General features: G+C 61.2%; 21 protein-coding genes and 1 pseudogene. 11 read left to right on the forward strand and 11 right to left on the reverse strand.

Going from position 1 to position 23252, the window contains the following annotated elements:
- Positions 1 to 11 precede the first annotated feature (11 nt).
- The 4 genes from flgH to BW979_RS22970 all read right to left on the reverse strand — a co-directional run bounded on the left by flgH (position 12) and on the right by BW979_RS22970 (position 4235).
- Complete coding sequence (gene flgH, locus BW979_RS22955) at positions 12 to 707, reverse strand: flagellar basal body L-ring protein FlgH (RefSeq protein ID WP_047226218.1); 696 nt, start codon at positions 705 to 707, stop codon at positions 12 to 14.
- 51 nt (positions 708 to 758) lie between these two features.
- Positions 759 to 1544: a flagellar basal-body rod protein FlgG gene (gene flgG, locus BW979_RS22960; RefSeq protein ID WP_047226217.1), complete on the reverse strand. Its 786-nt coding sequence runs from the start codon at positions 1542 to 1544 to the stop codon at positions 759 to 761.
- Between the two features lie 49 nt (positions 1545 to 1593).
- Positions 1594 to 2331: a flagellar basal body rod protein FlgF gene (locus BW979_RS22965; RefSeq protein WP_047226216.1), complete on the reverse strand. Its 738-nt coding sequence runs from the start codon at positions 2329 to 2331 to the stop codon at positions 1594 to 1596.
- A gap of 344 nt (positions 2332 to 2675) precedes the next feature.
- Positions 2676 to 4235 (reverse strand): sigma-54-dependent transcriptional regulator, encoded by a 1560-nt coding sequence (locus BW979_RS22970; protein WP_076385858.1) that lies wholly within the window; start codon positions 4233 to 4235, stop codon positions 2676 to 2678.
- 336 nt (positions 4236 to 4571) lie between these two features.
- Between BW979_RS22970 and phhA the strand changes: the two genes are divergently transcribed.
- The 3 genes from phhA to BW979_RS22985 all read left to right on the forward strand — a co-directional run bounded on the left by phhA (position 4572) and on the right by BW979_RS22985 (position 7006).
- On the forward strand, positions 4572 to 5357 hold the full coding sequence (gene phhA, locus BW979_RS22975; protein WP_047226214.1) for a phenylalanine 4-monooxygenase: 786 nt from the start codon (positions 4572 to 4574) through the stop codon (positions 5355 to 5357).
- A gap of 99 nt (positions 5358 to 5456) precedes the next feature.
- Entirely contained in the window at positions 5457 to 5813 is a 357-nt protein-coding gene (locus tag BW979_RS22980; RefSeq protein WP_003184087.1) for a 4a-hydroxytetrahydrobiopterin dehydratase, read from the forward strand.
- Positions 5813 to 7006, forward strand: coding sequence for an amino acid aminotransferase (locus BW979_RS22985; RefSeq protein ID WP_076385860.1), 1194 nt, complete (start codon positions 5813 to 5815; stop codon positions 7004 to 7006). The genes BW979_RS22980 and BW979_RS22985 overlap by 1 nt, the downstream gene beginning before the upstream one ends.
- A gap of 199 nt (positions 7007 to 7205) precedes the next feature.
- Here the strand turns inward: BW979_RS22985 and BW979_RS22990 are convergent, their stop codons facing one another.
- Complete coding sequence (locus BW979_RS22990; protein ID WP_076385862.1) at positions 7206 to 7775, reverse strand: NAD(P)H nitroreductase; 570 nt, start codon at positions 7773 to 7775, stop codon at positions 7206 to 7208.
- 183 nt (positions 7776 to 7958) lie between these two features.
- Between BW979_RS22990 and BW979_RS22995 the strand changes: the two genes are divergently transcribed.
- Positions 7959 to 9413: a TrkH family potassium uptake protein gene (locus tag BW979_RS22995; RefSeq protein WP_076385864.1), complete on the forward strand. Its 1455-nt coding sequence runs from the start codon at positions 7959 to 7961 to the stop codon at positions 9411 to 9413.
- On the opposite strand, the pseudogene BW979_RS23000 reads toward BW979_RS22995, so the two are convergent.
- Positions 9370 to 10426, reverse strand: a pseudogene (locus tag BW979_RS23000) (AraC family transcriptional regulator). The gene BW979_RS22995 and the pseudogene BW979_RS23000 overlap by 44 nt on opposite strands.
- A gap of 161 nt (positions 10427 to 10587) precedes the next feature.
- On the opposite strand from BW979_RS23000, the gene BW979_RS23005 reads away from it, so the two are divergent.
- Complete coding sequence (locus BW979_RS23005) at positions 10588 to 10899, forward strand: DUF962 domain-containing protein (RefSeq protein WP_047226210.1); 312 nt, start codon at positions 10588 to 10590, stop codon at positions 10897 to 10899.
- A gap of 20 nt (positions 10900 to 10919) precedes the next feature.
- Positions 10920 to 11510, forward strand: a complete 591-nt coding sequence (locus tag BW979_RS23010) for an HD domain-containing protein (RefSeq protein ID WP_076385866.1) — start codon at positions 10920 to 10922, stop codon at positions 11508 to 11510.
- Between the two features lie 123 nt (positions 11511 to 11633).
- Here BW979_RS23010 and BW979_RS23015 read toward each other — a convergent pair whose 3' ends face one another.
- Complete coding sequence (locus BW979_RS23015) at positions 11634 to 12452, reverse strand: UDP-2,3-diacylglucosamine diphosphatase (RefSeq protein ID WP_047226208.1); 819 nt, start codon at positions 12450 to 12452, stop codon at positions 11634 to 11636.
- Positions 12453 to 12586: 134 nt separating this feature from the next.
- Here BW979_RS23015 and BW979_RS23020 point away from each other — a divergent pair, with 134 nt between their 5' ends.
- Both BW979_RS23020 and BW979_RS23025 read left to right on the forward strand, forming a co-directional pair.
- Positions 12587 to 13336: a helix-turn-helix transcriptional regulator gene (locus BW979_RS23020; RefSeq protein WP_076385868.1), complete on the forward strand. Its 750-nt coding sequence runs from the start codon at positions 12587 to 12589 to the stop codon at positions 13334 to 13336.
- A gap of 92 nt (positions 13337 to 13428) precedes the next feature.
- Positions 13429 to 14322 (forward strand): DMT family transporter, encoded by an 894-nt coding sequence (locus tag BW979_RS23025; RefSeq protein ID WP_076385870.1) that lies wholly within the window; start codon positions 13429 to 13431, stop codon positions 14320 to 14322.
- Here the strand turns inward: BW979_RS23025 and BW979_RS23030 are convergent.
- A complete protein-coding gene (locus BW979_RS23030) occupies positions 14316 to 14603 on the reverse strand; it encodes a SelT/SelW/SelH family protein (protein ID WP_047226205.1) in 288 nt (95 codons plus the stop codon). The genes BW979_RS23025 and BW979_RS23030 overlap by 7 nt on opposite strands.
- Positions 14604 to 14674: 71 nt before the next feature.
- Here BW979_RS23030 and BW979_RS23035 point away from each other — a divergent pair, with 71 nt between their 5' ends.
- Positions 14675 to 16876, forward strand: coding sequence for a patatin-like phospholipase family protein (locus BW979_RS23035; protein WP_076385872.1), 2202 nt, complete (start codon positions 14675 to 14677; stop codon positions 16874 to 16876).
- Between the two features lie 123 nt (positions 16877 to 16999).
- On the opposite strand, the gene BW979_RS23040 is transcribed toward BW979_RS23035, so the two are convergent.
- The 3 genes from BW979_RS23040 to recQ form a co-directional block, all read right to left on the reverse strand.
- A complete protein-coding gene (locus tag BW979_RS23040; RefSeq protein ID WP_076385874.1) occupies positions 17000 to 18925 on the reverse strand; it encodes a FimV/HubP family polar landmark protein in 1926 nt (641 codons plus the stop codon).
- A gap of 93 nt (positions 18926 to 19018) precedes the next feature.
- Entirely contained in the window at positions 19019 to 19453 is a 435-nt protein-coding gene (locus tag BW979_RS23045; RefSeq protein ID WP_047226202.1) for a MarR family transcriptional regulator, read from the reverse strand.
- A 118-nt stretch (positions 19454 to 19571) separates the two neighbouring features.
- Positions 19572 to 21698, reverse strand: a complete 2127-nt coding sequence (gene recQ, locus BW979_RS23050) for a DNA helicase RecQ (RefSeq protein ID WP_076385876.1) — start codon at positions 21696 to 21698, stop codon at positions 19572 to 19574.
- Positions 21699 to 22118: 420 nt separating this feature from the next.
- Between recQ and BW979_RS23060 the strand changes: the two genes are divergently transcribed.
- The gene (locus BW979_RS23060; RefSeq protein WP_047226200.1) at positions 22119 to 22706 is read left to right on the forward strand and encodes a UPF0149 family protein; all 588 of its coding nucleotides are present in this window, start codon (positions 22119 to 22121) and stop codon (positions 22704 to 22706) included.
- A gap of 8 nt (positions 22707 to 22714) precedes the next feature.
- A complete protein-coding gene (locus BW979_RS23065) occupies positions 22715 to 23110 on the forward strand; it encodes a YbaN family protein (RefSeq protein ID WP_047226199.1) in 396 nt (131 codons plus the stop codon).
- The last annotated feature ends 142 nt before the right edge of the window (positions 23111 to 23252 follow it).

Raw genomic sequence — 23252 nt, forward strand, 5'->3', positions numbered from 1 at the left:
AACTGGGCCACCTAGAAAGGGAACTTCGGGCTGAGGAAGAAACGGTCGAACCAGCCTGGCTGACTCGCATCGGCAAAAGCACCGGTGCCCGAGTAGGTAATACGTGCATCGGCTACACGGGTCGACGAGACGGTGTTGTCGGTAGCGATATCATCGGCGCGAACCATGCCGGCGATGCGCACCAGTTCGTCACCGGTGTTGAGGGTCAGCCACTTCTCGCCCCGCACAACGATGATGCCATTGGGCAACACATCGGCGACGGTCACGGTGATCGAGCCGGTCAGGCTGTTGCTCTGTCCGGACTTGCTGTCGCCCTTGGTGGCCCGGTCGGAGCCATAACCGGCGTTGAGGCTCAGGTCCCCGCCACCGATGGGATTGTTGGTGGTCAGGCTGGAGCCGAACAACGACGTCAGGCCAACGCTGGTCTCGCTGGTCTTGTCGATCTGCGAGTTGGCGTTCTTGCTGGCCTGGGTCCGTTCGTTCAGGGTGATGGTGATGATGTCCCCAACCCGGAAAGCCTTACGGTCGCTATACAGGTTCTGCTCGAAGCCAGCCTGGTAGATCGAACCGTTGTTGGCAGCGGCCGGCAACGGCGTGCGCGGCAACACCGGAGCGTAGTACGGGTCATTGGCCTTGGGCGTTGGCGCGACACAGCCCGCGAGCGCAGTAACTCCACTCAGTGCCAGAACAGATACGAAGCGATTCATGACCCTACCTCTTGGTGTTGCAGGTGGCCTCAGGCCGCCCTATAGACGTGATTACAGATTCTGCGTAACGAACGAGAGCATCTGGTCGGCGGTGGAGATCACCTTGGAGTTCATCTCGTAGGCGCGCTGGGTGGTGATCATGTTGACCATCTCCTCCACGGTGCTCACGTTGGACGTTTCCAGGGTGTTCTGCAGCGTGGTACCGAAGCCGTTCAGGCCTGGCGTGCCGACTTGTGGCGCGCCGCTGGCCGCGGTTTCCAGGAACAGGTTGTTACCCACCGCTTGCAGGCCGGCCGGGTTGATGAAGTCGGCAGTCTGCAGGTTGCCGATCACCTGCGAAGCAGGGTTGCCCGCCACAGTGATGGACACGGTGCCGTCGCGGCCCACGGTGAACGTTTGGGCGTCGTTCGGGATGATGATCGCCGGTTCCAGGGCGAAACCGCTGGCGTTGACGATCTGGCCATTGGAATCGAGGTGGAACGTACCGTCACGGGTGTAGGACGTGGTGCCATCGGGCTGCAGGATCTGGAAGAAACCGCGACCGTCGATGGCCATGTCCAGCGGCTGCTCGGTGGTTTGCAGGCTACCGGCGGTGAAGTTTTTCTGGGTGCCGACGATGCGCACACCGGTACCCACTTGCAGGCCCGACGGCAATTCGCTGTCCTGGGTCGATTGGGCGCCTGGCTGGCGTTTGACCTGGTACAGCAGGTCCTGGAACTCGGCGCGATCACGCTTGAAACCCGTGGTCGACACGTTCGCCAGGTTGTTGGAAATAGTAGAAAGGTTGGTGTCCTGGGCGGACAGACCTGTTTTGGCAACCCAAAGAGCCGGAAGCATTCGATTCTCCTCGTACGCCTGTTTTTCGGCGCGACGCTGTAATTAATGATTAGATCTGCAAGACCCGAGCCATGGCTTCGTCGCCTTCTTTGGCGGTGTTCATCATCTTGACGTGAAGCTCGAACTGCTTGGCCAGGGCCAGCACCGAAGTCATCTCGTCCACGGCATTGACGTTGCTCGCTTCCTGGAAACCCGACACCAGTTGCACGTTGGCATCAATGACAGCCGGCTGGCCGTCCTTGGTGCGGATGGTGCCGTCCAGGCCCTTGGTCATGTTGCGAAGATCCGGGTTGACCAGCTTGATGCGGTCGACTTCAGCCATCACGCGCGGGCCTTCACCCATGGCGCGGATACTGATGGTGCCGTCCTGGCCGATTTCGATTTTCTGCTCTGGCGGCACGGCGATCGGACCACCGTTGCCCATCACCGGCATACCGTTGCCGGCCCGCAGCACGCCCAGGGCGTCAACGTTGAGGCTGCCGGTGCGCACGTAGCTTTCACCGCCTTCAGGGTTCTGCACAGCCATCCAGCCCGGCCCGCTGACTGCCACGTCGAGGTCGCGGCCGGTTTCCACCAGCGCGCCAGGGGTGAAGTCAGTGGCTGGACGCTCGGACATGGCAAATGCCCGCGCCGGAAAGCTGTCGCCAAACACCGGCATCGAACGAGCCTGCTCCAGGTCTTTCTGAAAACCGTTGGTGGAGATGTTCGCCAGGTTGTTGGCATGGGCCCGCTGCGCCAGTGCGTTCTGGCTGGCGCCGGTCATTGCCACATAAAGGTACTTGTCCACTGTCGTTCCTCTGCATGCCGGACGTTTGCCGTCCACTGCTGTACTGCTGAGCACTAAGCAATTTGCAGACCAACTTTTTTCTGGCGCCGTCGAGCCGCACAAACAAAGGGCTTCAGGGTTATTGAAGGGATTTGGGGAAATGTATCGAAGACGAAAAACCGGCGGTGTCATGCCGTTTGGTGGCAACGCTTGACCTTCTGGCAACGGCTACTGCCGTCATCGCGAGCAGGCTCGCTCCCACCATGGATCTTGGGTGCTCGCAGGATTTTGAACACTCGATACCCCTGTGGGAGCGAGCCTGCTCGCGATAGAAGTCCCCACCAAACACAACAGGTAAGCAACTATTATGAGCCGGCCTTACCCACCTCATACTCACGCAACTTATTGGCAATGGTCGTATGGGAAACCCCCAGCCGCTTGCCCAGTTGCCGGCTGCTGGGGTGTTCGGAATACAGCCGCTCAAGCACGGCTTTCTCGAATCGCCCGACGATGTCGTCCAGCCCACCCTCCAGGGAAAAGTCCCCCAGAGGCTGACGCACGCCGTAGTCCGGCAGACGGATATGCTCGGCTTTCACCGTTGCGCCATCACACAGGGAGACAGCCTGGAACAGCACGTTCTCCAACTGCCGAACGTTGCCTGGCCAGTGGTAGTGGCTGAGACGGTCCATCGCCGCCGGGGCCAGTTTCGGTAGCGCACAACCAATCTGCCGACTGGCCTGGTCAAGAAAATGCTCCACCAGCGGCATCAAGCCATCGAGGCATTCGCGCAGGGGCGGGATGTGCAGCGAAAGGACGTTCAAACGGTGGTACAGATCCTGACGAAATTCCCCTCGGGCGCAGAGCTCAGACAAATCCACCTGGGTCGCACAGATCACCCTGACATCCAGGTACACCTCTTCATCGCTGCCTACACGACGGAAGCAACCGTCCTGCAAAAAGCGCAGCAATTTCACTTGCAGGCGCGGGCTCATTTCCCCTACCCCGTCGAGGAACAGCGTGCCTCCGGCGGTCAGTTCGAGCAAACCGAGCTTGCCTTCGGCCCGGGCCCCCTCGAAAGCACCCGGGCCGTAGCCGAACAGTTCGGTCTCGGCCATAGACTCAGGCAACCCCGCACAGTTGAGTGCCATCAACGGTGACTGCCCGCGCGGACTCGCCAGGTGACAGGCGCGAGCCAGCAACTCTTTGCCAGTGCCGGTTTCGCCTTCTATCAACAGCGGCGCATCCAGTGGCGCCATGCGCCGGGCTTCCCGGACGACCGCGGCCATCACCTTCGAACTCTGGAAAATGCTGTCGAAGCCGCGCAGTTCCTGCTTGCGCACGTTATAAATGCGCTCGCCAACCCGGTCCGCCCGATGCAACGTCAGCACCGCACCGGCCATGGCCTCGCTGTCGTCGTGCTCCGATTGCAGTGGCGCGATGTCCGCCAGAAACACATCGCCCCTGACCTTGACCCGCAAGCCGTTGATGCGTGACTGATTGGCGCGCACCAGCTCCGGCAGGTCAAAATCCTCGGCGTACCGGGACAGTGGGATCCCCGGCACTTCATCCACCCGCACCCCGAGCAACTGCGCCGCAGCCCGGTTGGCGGCGACGATGGAACCCCCCATGTCGATGGACAGCACCGGAAACTCCAGGGCGCCGAGCAGCGCGTTGAGCTCCATGTGCCGACGCTCACTGGGCATCAACCCCACCCGCTTGACGCCGAAGACCCCGGCAATGCCTTCGAACTTCGGGCGAAGCGCCTGAAACTGGATGTTGATCAGATTCGGGCAGTGCAGATAAATCGCATTGCCGTGCTCACCACCCACTTCCCCGCGGGCGACGTTGATGCCGTACTCCACCAGCAGGTTGAGGATGTCCCGCAGGATGCCGATGCGGTTCTGGCAATGGACTTTGATGCGCATGAAAAGGCCCGATATCAATGTGTATGCAAGCATGGGAGAGCGGACTGCTTCGCAGCCCAGCGGGAGCAAGCTCCCTCGCTACAAGTTTTTCTGCTTGGCAGCGCAAATAAACGTCAAGATTATGTGACAGTTGTAGGCCATTTCCCAGTCGAAAAACCCGACAATAGCGAAGAACAGCTGGAGCCGTAACGAAAACTTTACGAAACCACACCTTTATCGCGATACCCACTCTTGCCTGCCTGCTGCACACATCCCTGCTTCGGGTTATCTCTAATGCATCGCTGGATATAACAACAAACAAGCCGTCCCCCAGAGGGAAATCAGCAGGAGAGCAGCATGAAGCAGACGCAATACGTGGCCCGCGAGCCCGATGCGCAAGGTTTTATTCACTACACCGCCGAAGAACACGCGGTGTGGAACACGCTGATCACCCGCCAGCTCAAAGTCATCGAAGGCCGTGCGTGCCAGGAGTACCTGGACGGTATCGACAAGCTGGGCCTGCCCCACGACCGTATTCCTCAATTGGGTGAAATCAACAAGGTGTTGGGTGAAACCACCGGTTGGCAAGTGGCCCGGGTACCAGCGCTGATCCCCTTCCAGACCTTTTTTGAATTGCTCGCCAGCAAGCAGTTTCCCGTCGCGACGTTTATTCGTACCCGCGAAGAACTGGATTACCTGCAAGAGCCGGACATTTTCCACGAGATATTTGGCCACTGCCCGCTGCTGACCAACCCCTGGTTTGCAGAATTTACCCACACCTACGGCAAACTCGGCCTACAGGCTTCCAAGGAAGAACGCGTCTACCTGGCGCGCTTGTACTGGATGACCATTGAGTTCGGCCTGGTGCAAACCCCGCAAGGCCGACGCATCTACGGTGGCGGCATCCTGTCTTCGCCCAAGGAAACTGTTTACTGCCTGTCGGACGAGCCGGAGCATCAAGCCTTCGATCCGCTGGAAGCCATGCGCACGCCGTATCGCATCGACATCCTGCAGCCGGTGTATTTCGTGCTCCCCGAGCTCAAGCGCCTGTTCGACCTGGCCCACGAAGACATCATGGGCATGGTCAAGCGTGGTCGCGAACTGGGCCTGCACGCTCCGAAATTTCCGCCAAAAGCTGCGTGAACCGCGTCTTTTAATCTCAATTGAGTCTGTTGCACAACGCGGCTTTGCTTTAGCGTGAGTGCATCGACGTTTTTCAAATATTCGATCCGGGAACACACCATGAACACTCTGAACCAAGCCCATTGCGAAGCCTGCCGCGCCGACGCGCCACAAGTCAGCGACGAAGAACTGCCGGTACTGATCAAGCAGATCCCGGACTGGAACATCGAAGTGCGCGACGGCGTGATGCAGCTGGAAAAAGTCTTCCTGTTCAAGAATTTCAAGCACGCCCTGGCCTTCACCAACGCCGTCGGGGAAATCTCCGAGGCCGAAGGTCATCACCCGGGTCTGCTCACCGAATGGGGCAAAGTCACCGTGACCTGGTGGAGCCACTCCATCAAGGGCTTGCACCGCAACGACTTCATCATGGCCGCCCGCACCGATGACGTGGCCAAGACCGCCGAGGGCCGCAAGTAATGCATTTCGATGCCATCGGCCGGGTGCCCGGCGATCCGATCCTCGGCCTGATGGAGGCTTACGCGGCGGACAGTAATCCGGGCAAGTTCGACCTGGGCGTGGGCGTCTATAAAGACGCCCAAGGCCTGACGCCGATTCTTGCGGCAGTCAAACAGGCCGAGCAGCGCCTGGTGGACCGCCAGAGCACCAAGACCTACATCGGCGGTCATGGCGACGCCGCGTTCGGCCAGTTGATCAATGAACTGGTGCTGGGCGCCGACTCGACGCTGATCAAGGACAAACGTGCCGGTGCGACCCAGACGCCGGGCGGCACCGGCGCCCTGCGCCTGAGTGCCGACTTCATTGCCCAGTGCCTGCCGGGCCGCGGCGTTTGGTTGAGCAACCCGACCTGGCCGATTCACGAAACCATCTTCGCCGCCGCCGGGGTCAAGGCCAGCCATTACCCCTATGTAGGCACCGACAACCGCCTGGATTTCGAAGCGATGCTGGCGACCCTGAGCCAGGCACCCAAGGGCGATGTGGTGTTGCTGCATGCCTGCTGCCATAACCCCACCGGCTTCGACTTGACCCAGGAACAATGGCGCCAGGTGCTGGAAGTGATGCGCAGCCGCAACCTGCTGCCGTTGATCGACTTCGCTTATCAAGGTTTCGGCGATGGGCTGGAGCAGGACGCCTGGGCCGTCCGGCTGTTTGCCCAGGCACTGCCTGAAGTTCTGATCACCAGTTCCTGTTCGAAGAACTTCGGCCTGTACCGCGACCGCACCGGTGCGCTGATCGTCTGCGCCGGCGATGCCGACAAACTGGTGGATATCCGCAGCCAACTGGCGAACATCGCTCGCAACCTGTGGTCGACGCCACCGGATCATGGCGCGGCGGTAGTGGCGACGATCCTGGGCAACCCGGACCTCAAAAGCCTGTGGGCCGACGAAGTGCAGACCATGCGCCTGCGCATTGCACAGTTGCGCAGCGGCCTGCTGGAAGCGCTCGAACCCCACGGTTTGCGTGAGCGCTTCGCCCATATCGGCGTGCAACGGGGAATGTTTTCCTACACCGGCCTGACGCCGGAACAGGTCAGACTCCTGCGCGAACGCCACAGCGTGTACATGGTCGGCACAGGCCGGGCCAACGTGGCAGGCATCGACGCCACGCGCCTGGATTTGCTGGCTGAGGCTATTGCTGACGTGTGCAAGTAACCAGCCTTTGAATAGCTGAACACATCCCCTTGTGGCGAGGGGATTCATCCCCGCTGGGCTGCGCAGCAGCCCTTAAATCCGTCACCTCGGAGAGTCAGGTTGCCTTGTATCGAAGGTTTTGGGGCTGCTACGCAGCCCAACGGGGATTTATCCCCTCACCACAGATAAGTCCTTTTCACCACAGAAGCTGCGCCAGACGCTAGACCTGCGGGCCCGTCCACTCCCGGACAAACTGCCCGACGTCTTCCTTCGGCGCCGTGCGTGCTTCTTTCTGCGGTGTGCCCAGGTAGAGAAAACCGATCACCTCTTCACCGTCCTCAAGACCAAGCCCCTTGGCCACATGAGGTGAATACGCCAGCTCACCCGTACGCCAGACTCCGCCCACCCCTTGGGCGTAAGCCGCCAACAGGATTGCGTGGGCTGCGCAGGCGGCCGCCAGCATTTGTTCGGACTTGGGGATTTTGAAATGGTCCTGCAACCGTGCAATCACCACCACGACCAGCGGTGCGCGCAGCGGGCCGTTGAGCGCCTTCTCCACGACGGCTTCGGCTACCAGCGGATCATTGAACCGCGCCGCTTCGGCCAGGAGCTCGCCCATGCGATGACGCGCCTGCCCTTCGACCGTCAGAAATCGCCATGGCCGCAACTGGCCATGATCCGGAGCCCGCATCGCCGCGGCGAACATGACCTCGCGCTGTTCGGCGGTAGGCGCCGGGTCCACCAGGCGCGGGACGGAAACACGGTTGAGCAAAGCGTCGAGAGCCTGCATCGGCCACCTCCTGAAAAAATGTCCAGCTATTCTAGTGGCTTGTACGGCGAGTTCGTTAGCTCAAATTCCGCAACCAGAAGTCCATTGCGCAGGCCACTGGACTCACGCGCCACCGGGTGCCGGTTTACATGCCGCTTGTCGCGGGTAGAATGACGCCCTTCCCTTTCAGCCCGAGCGGACTTCATGGCGTTGCCGACCCTACGGATCATTGGTTTCATCATCGGCATCTTCCTGATCACCCTGGCGATCTTCATGGTCGTGCCCATGGCCACCTTGCTGATCTTCGAGCGCACCAACGACCTGCCATCGTTCCTCTGGTCGAGCATGATCACCTTTGTCGCCGGCCTGGCCCTGATCCTTCCCGGACGCCCGGAACACGTGCATCTGCGGCCCAGGGACATGTACCTGCTGACCGTCAGCAGTTGGCTGGTGGTGTGTATCTTTGCCGCGTTGCCCTTCCTGCTGACCCAGCACATCAGCTACACCGACTCGTTCTTCGAAAGCATGTCCGGGATCACCGCCACCGGCGCCACGGTCCTGAGCGGCCTGGATAACATGTCCCCCGGCATCCTGATGTGGCGGTCGTTGTTGCACTGGCTCGGCGGGATCGGCTTCATTGCGATGGCGGTGGCGATCCTGCCGCTGTTGCGCATCGGTGGCATGAGACTGTTCCAGACCGAATCCTCCGACCGCTCGGAGAAAGTCATGCCCCGCTCCCACATGGTGGCGCGGCTGATCGTGGCGTCCTATGTAGGCATCACCATTCTCGGCACCCTCGCACTGTGGTGGGCGGGGATGAACCTGTTCGATGCCATCAACCATGCGATGTCGGCGATCTCCACCGGCGGGTTCTCGACGTCGGACAAATCCCTGGCCAAATGGACCGAACCGGCGGTGCATTGGGTCACTATCGTCATCATGATCCTCGGCAGCCTGCCGTTTGCCTTGTACGTCTCGACACTGCGGGGCAATCGCCGGGCGCTGATCAAGGACCAACAGGTCCAAGGCCTGCTGGCGGTGCTGCTGGTGACCTGGGTGGTACTGGGCACCTGGTATTGGGCGACAACCGACCTGCACTGGCTGGAGGCCCTGCGGCACGTGGCGTTGAACGTGACGTCGATCGTCACCACCACAGGCTTCGCGCTGGGAGACTACAGCCTGTGGGGCAATTTCTCGCTGATGTTGTTCTTCTACCTGGGTTTCGTCGGCGGCTGTTCCGGTTCGACGGCCGGCGGGATCAAGATCTTCCGCTTCCAGGTTGCCTACATCCTGCTCAGGGCCAACCTCAAGCAATTGATCCACCCGCGCGCGGTGATCAAGCAGAAATATAACGGCCACCGCCTCGACGAAGAAATCGTACGCTCGATTCTCACCTTCTCGTTCTTCTTCGCCATCACCATCTGCGTGATCGCCCTGCTGCTCTCGCTATTGGGCGTGGAATGGATGACCGCCCTGACCGGCGCGGCCAGCACCGTGTCCGGCGTCGGCCCGGGACTGGGAGAGACCATCGGCCCGGCCGGCAACTTTGCGCCGCTGCCGGATGCGGCCAAGTGGATTCTGTCGGCTGGCATGCTGCTGGGCCGACTGGAGATCATCACCGTGTTCGTGCTGTGTATCCCGGCGTTCTGGCGTCACTGACCGGGCTGGCCGTTTGACCGCGCCCGGTATTCGCCGGGCGTTGTGTCGAACCAGCGTCGAAAGGCCCGGAAAAAATTGCTCGGGTCGGCGAAGCCCAGCAGATAGGCGATTTCCAACAGGGTCAGGGCCGGCTGCGCCAGATACTGTTCGGCCAGTTCGCGGCGGGTGTCATCGAGCAGGCTCTGGAACGTGGTGCCCTCTTCCTGCAAGCGTCGCTGCAAGGTGCGCTGGGACAGGTGCAGCGTCTGCGCCACCACGTCACGCTTAGGCTCGCCCCGTGGCAGCAGCCGGCACAACACTTGCCGGGTCTGGTGGGTCACGCGGCTTTCGGAAAAACGCGCCAGGTATTCACCGGCAAACCGGTCGTGGAGCTGCGCCATGGCCTCGTTGGCGGTGGGTAACGGTGCCTCCATGTCGCTACGTTCGAAGATCAACGCGTCGTAAGGTGCGCCGAACATCAGTGGCGCGGGAAACGCCTGTTGATAAGGCGCCAGATCAACCGGTTCGGCGCCCTGGAACAGCACCTTCATCGGGTGCAAGGTGCGTCCGGTCAACCAGTTGCACATGGCCAGTGCACAGGCCAGGGAAGCCTCGGCACTCTGGCGGGTGGGCGGGAGATGGTCGCCATGCACTGTCAGAACCAACCCGTAGCCCCCCTCCATCTGACGAAAGCTCAGGTCGGCGCTTTCAGCGATGATCCGCTGATAACGCACGAGCCGCTGGAAACCCTCGACCAGCGTGCGGCTGGACATCAAGGCATACCCGACCACGTGAAACGACGCCGGGCGCACCACTTTACCCATGTTCAAAGCGATGGCCGGGTTGCCCGACAACTCCACGGCGCGTTGCCAGAGTCGGGTCATCGAATCCTGGGGGAAACGTGCATCCGGATCTTCCAGCGCGTCATAGTCCAGCCCCAGCTGTTTGAACAGCATCCGACAATCCAGGCCGTCCATTTCCAGTGCCTTGACAATCCCCATCGCCCAGCTTGAAGAAGTCGTTCGTTCGCTCATGACGTTTTACTTGCATGACGAGCCGCAGGGTACGGCTGGATTTGCGAAGGATACTAAAGTGGCGCCCATTGTCACTGGTCGTTGCAAGTGATCGCTCTAGACTTCAATCAAACCGTTGGTCGCCCAGAACCAACAGAACAATAACCACAGAGCCCGCAGTCGTGGAAAACACCAGACGCTTCAATACGTTCGCTGAGTTCTATCCCTATTACCTCAGCGAACACAGCAACAGCACCTGCCGGCGCTTGCACTTTATCGGCACCTCTCTGGTCATCCTGATTGTTGCCCTGGCTCTGATCGTCGGCAACGGCTGGTGGCTGATCGTCTTGCCCATTGCCGGCTACGGCTTTGCCTGGGTCGGGCATTTCTTCTTTGAAAAGAACCGTCCCGCCACGTTCCAGCACCCGTTCTACAGCCTGCTCGGCGATTTCGTCATGTACCGCGACATGCTGCGGGGCAAAGTTGCGTTCTAGCCACTCTCAAAGGACTGCCCATGAACTCCCACGCGCGCTTTACCCACATGAAGGACGGTACTGAGGAAGACTGGGCAATCATCGCTGCCGACTTCAGCGCCTATGCCCGGCAATTACCGGGTCGAATCCTGACCCATTTGGAGTTGCTGGACGGCGATTTCGGTGGTTTTCCGGTGGATCGCCTGACCCATTCCCTGCAAACCGCCACCCGCGCCTATCGTGACGGACGGGACGAGGAATATGTGATCTGCGCCTTGCTTCACGACATCGGCGACACCTTGGGCAGCTACAACCACCCGGACATTGCCGCCGCCATCCTCAAGCCGTTCGTCAGCGCCGAAAACCTGTGGATGGTGGAGAAACACGGGATATTTCAGGGCTATTACTTCTTCCATCACCTGGGCATGGACCGGCACCTGCGCGAGCAATTCAAAGCGCATCCCCAATACCAGGCGACCATTGATTTCTGCGCCCGATACGACGCCGCGGCGTTCGATGCCGAGTACGACACCCTGCCGTTGAGTTTCTTCGAGCCGATGCTGGAAAGGCTGTTTGCCGCACCGAAGCAGTCGATCTACAAGGCGGCGATGGCTGAACAGGCTCAAGCCTGACTGATTGCTGGGATCGCTATGCGGTCCATCGCGGGCAAGCCTTGCTCCCACAGCTGGTGCTTGCTCTCGCAGGCTGTGAATACCTGTGGGAGCAAGGCTTGCCCGCGATGGCTTCAGATCGGCTCACGCCGGTTCGGTGACTTTCAACTCAGCCCGGATCAACGCCTCCCGCGCCTGGGCATCGGCCAACCGATACAACTCGATCGACCCGTCCCAATGCTCGATCAGCGCCGTGCACGACTCGACCCAATCGCCACAATTGAGATACTCCACCTCGCCCACCCTGCGCATCTCGGCATGGTGGATGTGTCCGCACACCACACCGTGCAGTTCACGCTTCACACATTCATGGGCGATGGCTTCTTCGAAGTCGCTGATGAAGCTGACCGCCGTCTTGACCTTGTGCTTGAGGTACGCCGACAACGACCAGTAACCGTAGCCATAACGGGCCCGCCAATGGTTGAGCCAGCGGTTCAGGGTCAGGGTGAACTCGTAGGCCGAATCGCCAAGGAACGCCAGCCAACGGTGGTACCGGGTGATGACATCGAACTGATCGCCATGGATCACCAGCAAATGCCGGCCGTCCGCGGTGACGTGCACCGCTTCGTCCACCAATTGGATATTGCCCAGGATCAGCTTCGAATATCGCCGCAGAAATTCGTCATGGTTACCGGTGACGTAGATCACCTCGGTGCCGCGCTTGCTCATGGTCAGCAAGCGGCGAATGACGTTGGTGTGAGCCTGTGGCCAGTACATGCCGCCGCGCAGCTTCCAGCCGTCGATGATGTCACCCACCAGGTAGATCTTGTCGGTATGGTAGCCCTTGAGAAACTGCGACAAATGCTCGGCCTGGCAGTCCCGGGTGCCCAGGTGCACATCGGAAATCCATAAGGTGCGAACACGCTGTTTGCGGCTGGGTCTGGCGAGCTCGGCGCTGGTCATGGGCAACCCTCTGATCGTTTTAGCCACTGTGCCTCCCTGCGGTTAATACCCCATGACAAACACAAGTCCGTTATATGACAGCGCGAAGCAGCGTGGCCTCGGTGTATGCTGACGGCCTGCCCCGGGAGACCGAGATGAGACCGACCCTGACGCTACGCCATTACAGCCACGACCTGATTGTCCACAGCCACGACCACGCCCAACTGGTGTTCGGGTTGTCCGGGCTGTTGGATTTCGAGGTCGAAGGTTGTGGCAGCCAGGTCGTGCAGCAGAGTTTCGTGGTGATACCCGCCGGTGCCCATCACGCCTGCGGCAGCCCCCGTGGCAGCCGTTGCCTGGTGCTGGATGTGCCGAGCGATGACTGGATCGGGCAAGCCTTGGGTGATCACGCCGACGCCAGCCGCCGATTGCTCGACAATGCCGCGCGCAGGCCCCTGGATGCGGGGCAAAGCCAGTTGGTCAGTTGGCTGGCGGGCAGCCCGGTGGACGACCCGGTGATCGCCCAACAAGGGGCCGTGCTGCTCCTGGCCAGCCTCAATGGCACTGGCCAGGACATCGTCGGCGGCCGGCGCCTGCCCTATGCGGCGCTCAACGCCCACATTGACCAGTACGCCGCCTATCCGCTGCAAGTGGCGGACCTGGCCCAGGTCGCCGGGCTCTCCAGTGCCCGCTTGCATGCACGCTTCGTCGCTGAATGCGGGCAAACCCCGATGGACTACATCCGCAGTCGCCGTCTACACAAGGCGGTGGACCTGCTGCGTGATTCGCAACTGCCCATCGGTGAAATCGCCCACCGGGTCGGTTATAGCTCGCAAAGCGCCTTTGCCGCCGCAGTGCTGCGCGAATTCGGCGCCTCACCGGGCAAGCTGCGGCGCCAGCGCTAGCTTCGCGCTAAAAAACGCGAGGATCGCGACAGACATGAACGGCCGGTAGCGGGTTCAATACCCAGACGCTCAACCGTTGGACAAGGATCGCAATGACTCCCCGTACCGCCCTCGGCGCCCTGCACATTGGCGCACTCATGTTTGGCCTGACCGGTGTATTCGGCAAGCTCGCCGCCGCCTCGCCAGCGGTCATTGTGTTCGGCCGCGCCGTATTCGCCGTGCTGGCCCTGGCGTTTTTTGCCCGCTTCGCCAGCAGCGCCCGCTGGCACAAGCTCCACGCACAGGACCTTCGACGCCTGCTGCTGGGCGGCCTATTGCTCGCCGGACACTGGGTGAGCTTCTTCATATCGGTCAAAGTCGCCGGTGTGGCAATCGCCACGTTGGGCTTTACCAGCTTCCCGGCCTTCACGGTGTTGCTCGAAGGGTTGATTTTCCGCGAGCGGATCCGTGCCAATGAAATCCTGTTGGTGGCAATGGTAAGCATCGGCCTGGTGCTGGTCACACCGCACTTCGACCTGGCCAGCGGCGCCACCACCGGCCTGCTGTGGGCCGTGCTTTCGGGGTTGCTGTTCTCGCTGCTTTCGCTGGTCAACCGCGCCGGTTCCACACGGGTGCCGCCGGTACAGGCCGCTTTGTGCCAAAACCTGGTGGTCGGCTTTTGCCTGTTGCCAATGGCAGCGCCGCAACTGATTGACGTGCGCCCTGTCGACTGGCTTTGGATCGCCCTGCTGGGGGTGTTCTGCACCGGCCTGGCCCATAGCCTGTTTGTCGCCAGCCTGGCGGTGATCAAGGCCCGCACGGCGGCGGTGGTGTTTGCCATGGAACCGGTCTACGGCATCACCATCGCCTGGTTGCTATTCGATGAAAACCCGACGTTGCGCATGCTGCTGGGTGGCGCGCTGATCATCGTCGCGATCGTGATGTCGAGCCAACTCAGTGGCGGCACAAAGAAACCGGGTGTAAGCGCCCAAGCCGCGTCTCACTGAACCCGGTCGTTGTGGCCCAGGTCCCGCTCCGGGTCGATCCGGTCGCGGACCCGCTGCTTGAGAACCTTGGCCTCGGGAAAACCACCATCGGCCTTGCGTTCCCAGATCTGCGTGCCATCGCAACTGATATGAAACACCCCACCGGTGCCCGGCACCAACGACACCTTGCCCAAGTCGTCGCTAAACGTGCTGAGCAGTTCCTGAGCCAGCCAGGCGGCGCGCAGCAGCCACTGACATTGGGTGCAATAGGTGATGACGACTTCCGGTTTGTGCTCGGTCATTGCGGGTGAACTCCTGGGGGCAAAGGCATCGCTATAATACCTGCCTTTGATTGCCCGCCCCGAGATTGACGATGCGCCGCCTGCTGCCTTGCCTGCTTCTGCTACTGCTGCCCCTGCTCGGCCATGCCAACGAGCCCGCCGTCGAGGCGCCGCGTCCGAAAATCGGCCTGGTACTGTCCGGCGGCGCCGCCCGGGGCCTGGCCCACATCGGGGTGCTCAAGGCCCTGGAGGAGCAAGGCATCCAGATCGACGCCATCGCGGGCACCAGCATGGGCGCAGTGATCGGTGGACTGTATGCCTCAGGTTACAAAATCGACGAGTTGGAAAAACTCGCCCAGGGCATCGACTGGCAACAGGCCCTGTCCGACGCTCCGCCGCGCAAGGACGTACCGTTCCGGCGCAAGCAGGACGATCGGGACTTTCTGGTGAAACAGAAACTCAGCTTTCGTGATGACGGCAGCCTCGGCCTGCCCTTGGGCGTTATCCAGGGGCAGAACCTGGCCCTGCTGCTTGAAAGCCTGCTGGCCCACGCCAGCGACACCCGGGACTTCGACAAGCTGCCAATCCCTTTCCGCGCCGTGGCGACCGACATCGCCAGTGGCGAGAAGGTGGTGTTTCGCAAGGGCCACCTGCCCAAGGTCATCCGCGCCAGCATGTCGATCCCGGCGGTATTCGCGCCGGTGGAACTGGACGGCCGGTTGCTGGTGGATGGCGGCATGACCGACAACATCCCGCTGGATGTGGCCCGGGAAATGGGCGTGGACAGGGCCATCGTGGTGGACATCGGCACCCCGCTGAGCACCCGCAAGCAATTGGTCACCGTGATCGACGTCCTGAACCAGTCGACCACCCTGATGACCCGGCGCAACTCCGAAGAACAATTGGCAACGCTCAGAGAAGACGATGTGCTGATCCAGCCGGCGCTGGCGAGCTTCGGCGCCACAGACTTCGGCCGCGCCCAGGAAATGATCGACGCCGGTTACCGTGCCACCCAAATACTCGAGGCCCGCCTGGCGCACCTGCGCCCCACGGAGCCGGCCGACCCCGAGCTCATGGCGGCGCGTACCCCAAGCGAGCGCACGCCGGTCATCACCGCCATTCGCGTGGAGAACGACTCCAAAGTCGGTGACGACGTGATTCGCTATTACGTTCGCCAGCAAGTCGGCGAGCCGCTGGACCTGGGTCGTTTGCAGACCGACATGGGCACGTTGTACGGGCTGGATTACTTCGAGCAGGTGCAATACCGCGTAGTGCACAAGGCCCCGGACCATACGCTGGTCATCAGTGCCCGGGGCAAACGCACCGGCACCGATTACCTGCGGCTGGGGTTGAGCCTGTCGGACGACATGCGCGGCGACAGCGCTTTCAACCTTGGCGCCAGCTATCGGGTCAATGGCATCAACCGCCTGGGCGCCGAGTGGCTGACCCGGGCACAGATTGGCGACAAGCAGGAGCTGTACAGCGAGTTCTACCAGCCGCTGGATGTCGGCTCGCGCTACTTCATCGCACCCTACGGGCAATTCGAATCCCGCAACGTCGAGTCCATCCTGGACAACGACCCGGTGGCCCAGTACCGCGTCGAACGTTATGGCTTTGGCCTGAACCTGGGCCGGCAGATTGGCAACAGCGGCGAAATCCGTTTCGGTGTCGGCCAAGCCTGGGGCGAGGCAGATGTACGCATTGGCGATCACGACCAGCCCAGCGAAAGTTTCAATGAAGGCTTCTACGACCTGAAGTATTCATTCGACTCCTTCGACAATGTGTACTTCCCCCATGAAGGCGAAGACATCGGCCTGACCTGGCGCCAGTATGAGCCGGGATTGGGTTCCGACCAGCGTTACCGCCAATGGGAACTCAATCTGGACAAGGCGCTGAGCCACGGCCCGGACACCTTCATCCTCGGTGGGCGTTACGGGCGTACCCTGGACACCGCTGAAGTGGTGACTTCAAGCTTTGTGCTCGGTGGTGCGCGGCAACTGTCGGGCTTTCGCCAAGACGGCATCTCCGGGCAGAACATAAGCCTGATGCGCGCTGTGTATTACCGAAGGCTCACACCGCGAGCCTACCTGCCGCTGGATTTCCCGCTGTACATCGGCGGCTCCCTGGAACGCGGCCGGGCGTGGAACAACGACAATGAGTTCGACAGCGGCTACATCAATGCCGCCAGTATTTTCCTGGGGTTTGATACGCCGTTGGGGCCACTGAATTTCAGCTATGGGTTTAACGATGATGATGAGCGGGCGGTGTATCTGAATCTGGGGCAGACGTTTTGATGGCCCTGTATCCGCAAGCCCCCACATTGGTTTCGTGTCGTTCGCGGGCTTGGCGTTCACCGCAAATCCCCTGTGGGAGTGAGCCTGCTCGCGAAGGGCCAGCAGGCTCACTAATAAAGGACTTCAGCGAATCCCCGCCAGGAGCACGCGCGCGGTTTGCCTGAGAGGTTCGTTGCCCTCTTCGAGCAACTCTTCCAGCAGTGCGACGGCGGTTTTCAGATCGCCATCGTCAATGCAGTTCTGCGCTTGCTCCAGCTTGTCGGAGTGTTCCGGTACCTGAAGCTCTTGGTGGACAGGCTCAAGGACCATCGGCTCCAGTTCCAGCGACTGCTCTTCATCGGCAAACCCGTCGAGAAATGCATCGTCCAGCGATTCGGTTTCAGACGGTGCGCTCCACTGCAGGTCGGGCTCGTCGAAACTCGAAAGCGACAAGTCCCCAAAGCCTTCGGGCGCAACAGGGGTTTTTTCAGTGGCGCTGTGCTGCGGCTCGGCAAGATCCCAACTGGTTTCCATGGACAGCGCATCCAGATCGAGTTCGAACTCGTCACTGGACGCAGGAGCGACGTCAGTCAGCGGCGGCTGAGGTTCTGTGACCATGGGCGCGGCCACCGCGGCGACCTTCGGATAACGCCCGCGGATTTCTTCGAGTGTGCTGACGTCAATGCCCTGCGCCAACAAATGATGTTCCTGGGCCTGGAAACCGATGGTATCGCCCTGCTTGCCCAGCACTTCCAGCAACTTGAGGCCCAAGTCGGTGCGCGCGGGCTCCGTCAGCAGCGCGGCGCGCAGCAATCCCGCCGCTTCGGTGAAACGACCGTAGGTCAGGTAAATCCCGACCCCTTCCAGCACGTCCCCCAAAGGTGCATCACCGTTGCTGAACGACGTGGCGGCCTCAGGCTGTTCCGTGTCGGCGGTCGAAGCGTAGGTTTGGGTGTCGTCTTCCAGCATCGGTTCAGGACGCTCGGGCAGGGACTCCATTTCCGCCTGTTCTTGCTGCCGCCGACGAAGGAACAGCAATAACCCGAGCAACCCCAACAGCCCCACCAGCGCTGTTATCCACAGCCAGTTAATGCCCTCCTCTGGTTCCGGGACCGGTTCTGTGACGGGTGGTGCTTGATCTGGCGGCGCGGGGGTTGCGGCAGGCACAGACTCCGGCTGCGCAGATTCAGCAGGGGCTGGCGTGAGCTCGGCCAGTTGTGTCTGCAACTCGCTGATCTGCTTGCGCTGACTCGCGATTTCTTCGTCCTGGGACTGGAGCAGCGCCTGCAGTTGCTCGATGGTTTTTTGTTGCTGCTCGTTTTGCAGCACGCTGGCGGCCAGTTGCTCGTCGGACATGGCGGAGGCCGGGGCGGCAGCCGTTTCTGTCGCTGATGGCAGAACCGCAGAATCGGGCAGCAATAAACGCTGGCCCACGGAAAGCCGGTCACTGCCGGGGTTCAGGGCCTGGATGCCCTGCATCAGCTCATTGACCGAAGCATTGCTGCCGGCGTCATGCAGGCGTTTGGCGATGGACCAGGGGTTGTCTCCCTGCACGACGGTATAGCGCTTGCCTTGAGTAGCCGCAGGCGGCTTGACCGCAGGCGTTGCCTGGGCCGCGGCGGAAGGCTCGTCCCGCGCCGGTACGATACCCGGCGTGCCCGGTGGGTCGATCAGCACGGTGTATTCGCGCAGCAGACGCCCGTTGGGTTGATTGAGCTGCACCAGGAAATTGAGGAAGGGTTCCTCCACCGGTTTGCTGGAGGTCACCCGAATGTAGCCGCGCTCGCCGCGCAGCACTGGCGTGAAGCGCAAGCTATTGAGATAGAACACCCGCTCCACGCCGGCACGGCTGAAATCGTCCGCGCTCGCCAGGCTGGCCGACAAATCGCTTTCACTTACCCCGGTCACATCGACCAGGGCGATATCGGCACGCAACGGCTGATTCAGGGCGGAATGGAGGGTGATCTCCCCAAGCCCCAGCGCCGATGCCAACGCCGAATACCCCATGGCTGCCACGACTACCAACACGTTGAGCCAACTGCGCAACGTGAACTGCAAACTTACAAGCATGGGCATCCCTTTTGATTACCAGACTGAGCGCCTAAGTACTGGTTATAGTTCGCGAACCGCCGAATCTCAAAAGTCTGACGCCTGGGATATGCCTCAGGATTTTTCCAGATTGGCCAGAATCGTGCCGTGGACCCGCATGCACACTCGCATGTCGGCTTCATCGACCCCCTCGAACAACTCGCGGCGCAGTTGCGTGGCAATGGTTTCGATCTGTTCGATCAGCGGCAGCGCCGGTGCACAAAGCACGATTTTCTTGGCACGACGATCCTCGGCCACGGCCTGACGCTGCACCAGGCCCTGAGCTTCCAGGCTGTCGAGCAACCGGGCCAGGGTCGGGCCTTCGACAGCGACACTCTGGGCCAGTTCGCGCTGGGTCGGCGCCTGTTCGAAACGGGCCAGGTGCAACAGCACCAGCCAGCGGGCCTGAGACAGACCCAACCCGGCCAGGCGACGATCCAGCTCGGCACGCCAGCCTCGAGACATTTGCGCCAACTGCATGCCAAAACGGTGTTGATCGGTTAACGGCATAAAAAAACTCATCAGATCTGAAATAGAGAAAAACTAATTATTAGTCAGCTAAGCATGAGCTTCGGATTCAGGCAAGGTTTACCCTGTAGTGAATCGTTAAAGGAAGGTAACTCACTGATCAGACTTCAAATTCCGACTGCAACGCAGCCCTGACGCAATACAGGACACCTTCTGGAACCCGACCGACAAACAGTGCTGCAACTTCCGACACCGGTGGCAACTCGCCTTCGCCGTCCAGAAACGCATCCTGCACCTCGCCCATCAATTCCTCGGGTAAATCCAACGCCTGCTCCAAAGACAACTGCTGCTTGCCGATGGCCTCGGCCAGCATCGTATAAACGTTCTTTTCCGAGCATTGCAGTTGCCCGGCGATCTGCAACGGGGTCATGCCAGCGCGGGCCAGGGTGATCAATTCGTGGCGAACATCGGCCACCGCTTTCGGCGCTTCGGCCTCGCCGCCCAGCACTTGGAGGAAGGCTTCGCCGTAACGCTCCAGCTTGCGCGCGCCCACGCCACTGACCCGGGCCATTTCCGCCAGGGAGGTGGGTTGGCTGCGGAGCATCTCCAGCAGCGTCGAGTCGGGGAAGATCACATACGGCGGCACGCCATGCTCTTCGGCCAGCTTGCGACGCAAGGCGCGCAAGGCTTCCCACTGGTCGCGCTCTTCGCCGCGCACCAGTTGGCTGGCCTGGCTCTTGCTGTTCTTGATCGCCGTTGCCGGCTTGAGATCACGGCGCAGTTCGAGGGAGACCTCGCCTTTGAGCAACGGCCGGCAACTCGCACTCAGGCGCAGGCCGCCGTAGCCTTCCAGGTCGATATCGGCCAGCCCGCGGGCCACGAGCTGGCGGAACAATGAACGCCACTCACTTTCCGTGCGTGCCTTGCCCACACCGAACACCGAAAGATGCTGGTGGCCAAAGCTGCGCACTTTTTCGTTGTCCTTGCCCAGCAGCACGTCCACCAGATGCCCCACGCCATAGCGCTGGCCGGTGCGATAAATCGCCGACAACGCCTGGCGGGCCGGTTCGGTGGCGTCCCAGGTTTCCACGCCGTCGACGCAGTTGTCGCAATGTCCGCAAGGCTGGGGCATGTCTTCGTCGAAATAGGCCAGCAAGGTCTGGCGCCGGCAGCGGGTCTCTTCGCACAGCGAAAGCATGGCGTCGAGCTTGTGCTGCTCAAGACGCTTGTGGCGCTCGTCGCCCTCGGAGTTCTGCAGCATCTGCTTGAGCATCACCACGTCTTGCAGGCCGTAGGCCATCCACGCGTCGGCCGGCAAGCCATCACGGCCGGCGCGCCCGGTTTCCTGGTAATACGCCTCGAGGGATTTGGGCAGGTCCAGGTGCGCGACGAAACGCACGTTGGGCTTGTCGATGCCCATGCCAAACGCCACGGTGGCCACCATGATCAGGCCTTCCTCATTGAGGAAGCGCTTCTGATGATAGGCCCGCAAGTCATTGGGCAGGCCGGCGTGATACGGCAACGCCGGAAAACCTTGCTCGCAGAGAAACGCCGCCACTTCATCGACCTTTTTGCGCGACAGGCAATAAACGATGCCGGCATCGCTGCGCCGCTCGGCAATAAACGCCAGCAACTGCTTGCGCGGCTGCTCCTTGGGCACGATGCGGTAGAAAATGTTGGGTCGGTCGAAGCTGGAAAGGAAGCGCTCGGCGTTCTGCAAATGCAGGCGTTCGACGATTTCTTCGCGGGTGCGTTTGTCGGCGGTGGCGGTCAGGGCGATGCGTGGCACGTCGGGAAACAGTTCGGCCAGTTGCCCCAGTTGCAGGTATTCACGGCGGAAGTCGTGGCCCCATTGGGACACACAGTGGGCTTCGTCGATGGCAAACAGAGCGATTTCCAGGCTCTGCAGGAAGGCCAGCATGCGCGGCTGCACCAGGCGTTCCGGGGCCAGGTAGAGCATTTTTATTTCACCGCGCTTGATTCGCGCCGCCAGGTCCCGTTGCTGCTCGGCGCTGAGGGTCGAGTTCAGCGAAGCGGCTGCAACCCCCAGTTCTTCAAGGGTCGCGACCTGGTCGTCCATCAACGCAATCAGCGGCGAGACCACTACCGCCAGGCCGTTGCGCAACAGCGCCGGCACCTGGAAGCACAACGATTTGCCGCCGCCGGTGGGCATCAGCACCAGGGCATCGCCACCGCTGGCCACGCGCTCAATAATGGCACCCTGGCGGCCACGAAAACTGTCGTAGCCGAAGATGTCCTTGAGGACGCGTTGAGCCTGTTCGAGCATAAAAACTCCAAAAATCACCGAAACATCCCTGCAAGGCTGGTTCAGAATCAAAAACGCTGCACCGGCAAATCGTAAGTGCGCGTTTCGAAACGCCGGGACGCCGCAGGGCATCACAAAACGCGGCAGTATACCCGAGGGTTTCGTTGTAAAGGGTGATGCTGACAAGAGGTGTCGGGGGGCTTCCGGTTGCCATCAGTCCCTGTGGGAGCGAGCCTGCTCGCGATGACATCGGCCCATTCAACATCAATGCAAGCTGCTCCACCGCTATCGCGAGCAGGCTCGCTCCCACATTTGATCTGTGGGCGAGCGCAAATTTGTGTCCACCCCGGGCATTGGAGAGGCAAATACACCACGCGGCTGGCCTGGGCGCTCAAGAAGGCCTAGAATTCCCGCATTGTTTATTCCCCAAGGTAGCCTGTAATGTCCTTCGCTGAGCAACTGACCCGCCTGCAAGTCTTCCTCGACGCCGATGAGCTGCACGAAGAGGCGCTGGATTACGTGGCCGCTCACGGCTACCTGACCGCCCTGTCCATCTGCTCCGAACAGGTGCCGGAGCGTGAGTGGATCGACGCGCTGTTCGCCGAAGAGCCGCATTACGCCGACGATGCCGAGCGTGAGGTCATCGAAACCACGCTGGTGTTGCTCAAGGCCCACATCGCCCGTCAGTTGGCTTCCGACGAAGAATTCGAATTGCCATGCGAGCTGGACCTGGGCGATGACCCGGACGATTCGGAACTGCGTGGCTGGTGCATCGGTTTCATGGAAGGCGTGTTCCTGCGCGAAGCCGCCTGGTTCGAAACCGCCGAGGAAGAAGTCAGCGAAATGCTGCTGCCGATCATGGTCGGTTCCGGTCTGTTCGACGAGCAACCGGAGTTTTCCGACATCGCCGCCGACGCGAACCTGATGGACGACATGATCGTGCAGATCCCTGAAGCCCTCACCGCCCTGTACCTACTGTGCAACGCCCCGGACGAGAAACCGGCGATCCTCAAGCCGCGCCACCACTGAGCCACCGGGTGCCCGCGCCCATCGGCAACCGCTCGCTGATCCTGCGCTACGTTCTGCTGGCCATTGGCTGGTTGAGCGTGGTGCTGGGGGTCATCGGGATCTTCATTCCCGTATTGCCCACTACCCCTTTCCTGCTACTGGCCGCGGCCTGCTTCGCCCGCAGTTCGCCACGTTTCTATCGCTGGCTGGTGGGCCATCCGCGGCTCGGCCCCTGGATCGCTGACTACCTCAGCGGCAACGGCATCCCGCTCAAGGGCAAGGTCTACGCCATCGGGCTGATGTGGGTGAGCATCCTGTTGTCCTGCTACCTAGTGCCCCTGCCGTGGGCGCGCGCATTCATGCTGACCAGTGCGGTGCTGGTGACGGTTTATATCCTCAAGCAAAAAACCCTGCATAAGCCCTGAAGACGCGCCCACCTGCCCACGCTGTCCGCGCATCCCCTCGCCACAGGGGCCTGTACTCCGAGCAAAAATCTGCGTGTCCATCAGCCAGCCCCTCACCAACCATTCGTCTTAAACCCGCCTTCACCTGTTAGTTCTGTCAGTA

The organism is Pseudomonas sp. A214, assembly GCF_900156295.1.
Classification (GTDB): Bacteria; Pseudomonadota; Gammaproteobacteria; order Pseudomonadales; family Pseudomonadaceae; genus Aquipseudomonas; species Aquipseudomonas rhizophila.

What these genes read in the sequence shown, in the direction of transcription:
- flgH (WP_047226218.1), bottom strand. Translation starts at nt 707, where the DNA reads ATGAATCGCTTCGTATCTGTTCTGGCACTGAGTGGAGTTACTGCGCTC.
- flgG (WP_047226217.1), bottom strand. Translation starts at nt 1,544, where the DNA reads ATGCTTCCGGCTCTTTGGGTTGCCAAAACAGGTCTGTCCGCCCAGGAC.
- BW979_RS22970 (WP_076385858.1), bottom strand. Translation starts at nt 4,235, where the DNA reads ATGCGCATCAAAGTCCATTGCCAGAACCGCATCGGCATCCTGCGGGAC.
- phhA (WP_047226214.1), top strand. Translation starts at nt 4,572, where the DNA reads ATGAAGCAGACGCAATACGTGGCCCGCGAGCCCGATGCGCAAGGTTTT.
- BW979_RS22980 (WP_003184087.1), top strand. Translation starts at nt 5,457, where the DNA reads ATGAACACTCTGAACCAAGCCCATTGCGAAGCCTGCCGCGCCGACGCG.
- BW979_RS22985 (WP_076385860.1), top strand. Translation starts at nt 5,813, where the DNA reads ATGCATTTCGATGCCATCGGCCGGGTGCCCGGCGATCCGATCCTCGGC.
- BW979_RS22990 (WP_076385862.1), bottom strand. Translation starts at nt 7,775, where the DNA reads ATGCAGGCTCTCGACGCTTTGCTCAACCGTGTTTCCGTCCCGCGCCTG.
- BW979_RS22995 (WP_076385864.1), top strand. Translation starts at nt 7,959, where the DNA reads ATGGCGTTGCCGACCCTACGGATCATTGGTTTCATCATCGGCATCTTC.
- BW979_RS23010 (WP_076385866.1), top strand. Translation starts at nt 10,920, where the DNA reads ATGAACTCCCACGCGCGCTTTACCCACATGAAGGACGGTACTGAGGAA.
- BW979_RS23015 (WP_047226208.1), bottom strand. Translation starts at nt 12,452, where the DNA reads ATGACCAGCGCCGAGCTCGCCAGACCCAGCCGCAAACAGCGTGTTCGC.
- BW979_RS23020 (WP_076385868.1), top strand. Translation starts at nt 12,587, where the DNA reads ATGAGACCGACCCTGACGCTACGCCATTACAGCCACGACCTGATTGTC.
- BW979_RS23025 (WP_076385870.1), top strand. Translation starts at nt 13,429, where the DNA reads ATGACTCCCCGTACCGCCCTCGGCGCCCTGCACATTGGCGCACTCATG.
- BW979_RS23030 (WP_047226205.1), bottom strand. Translation starts at nt 14,603, where the DNA reads ATGACCGAGCACAAACCGGAAGTCGTCATCACCTATTGCACCCAATGT.
- BW979_RS23035 (WP_076385872.1), top strand. Translation starts at nt 14,675, where the DNA reads ATGCGCCGCCTGCTGCCTTGCCTGCTTCTGCTACTGCTGCCCCTGCTC.
- BW979_RS23040 (WP_076385874.1), bottom strand. Translation starts at nt 18,925, where the DNA reads ATGCTTGTAAGTTTGCAGTTCACGTTGCGCAGTTGGCTCAACGTGTTG.
- BW979_RS23045 (WP_047226202.1), bottom strand. Translation starts at nt 19,453, where the DNA reads ATGCCGTTAACCGATCAACACCGTTTTGGCATGCAGTTGGCGCAAATG.
- recQ (WP_076385876.1), bottom strand. Translation starts at nt 21,698, where the DNA reads ATGCTCGAACAGGCTCAACGCGTCCTCAAGGACATCTTCGGCTACGAC.
- BW979_RS23060 (WP_047226200.1), top strand. Translation starts at nt 22,119, where the DNA reads ATGTCCTTCGCTGAGCAACTGACCCGCCTGCAAGTCTTCCTCGACGCC.